This window comes from Glutamicibacter sp. AOP38-B1-38, assembly GCF_052377485.1.
Taxonomy (GTDB): Bacteria; Actinomycetota; Actinomycetes; order Actinomycetales; family Micrococcaceae; genus Glutamicibacter.
The window spans coordinates 1-663 of the sequence record NZ_JBQSWU010000094.1; the positions used below are offsets into that span (position 1 = coordinate 1).

A 663-nucleotide genomic window follows, 5' to 3' on the forward strand; every position below is an offset into this window, starting at 1 on the left:
CCCGTAGAGCGTTCCCTAAACGGTGCCTCGTAGCGACACAATGCCGCCTGCATACGAAATAAGGCTGATCGCCTCGTGATAGCCTGAGCACCAAAGTCATTTCATCAGGTCAGTTGAAAGTGGGATCATTTTGTTACCCGCAGCCGTCATTACGTTGCTCCTGGCCTTGCTGTTTCTCGGGATTTTCGTGTGGGAACGTCGGGACCGAATACGAACGGGTTCCCAGGAAAGTAAGTTCTTTAGAAACTGGGTACTCGTCGCTTTCTGGATCTGTGCATTCTTCTTTGCCGTTTTCGCTCTGGGAACAGTACAGCAATGGATCAAGTAACGTAGCGCCTTACCTATTTTTCAGGGATGAGAAATCCCTGCTGCTTCGTTGCCCGATTTCAAGTATCTGATGAACTTTAGCTTCGCCCAACAAAAAGCTACCTTCAATCTGTCTGCCAATTGCTTCGTCGCGTCAACAATGACCACGAATGCGACCGTGGAAGTGTTGCATGCGATCTCGTCCTTCCCGTAGAAGGTTCCGCTTGCGGGCGCTCCAATAGAGGGCCGGCTTACCGGAACTGAGCTCGCGTTTACATCAACTGGACTCGTTGTACTAGATAATTGACGGATGAGAACTATCAGCAGCGAACGATTGATCATGCGGCCATGGGATGT

Annotated in this window: 1 protein-coding gene; it reads right to left on the bottom strand. The window is 50.4% G+C overall.

All coding sequences use genetic code 11. The annotated features are described in order from the left end of the window. Positions 1–348: 348 nt before the first annotated feature. On the bottom strand, positions 349–663 hold a 315-nt coding region (locus tag ACT3TP_RS18740), incomplete at its 5' end, for a hypothetical protein (protein ID WP_444621292.1).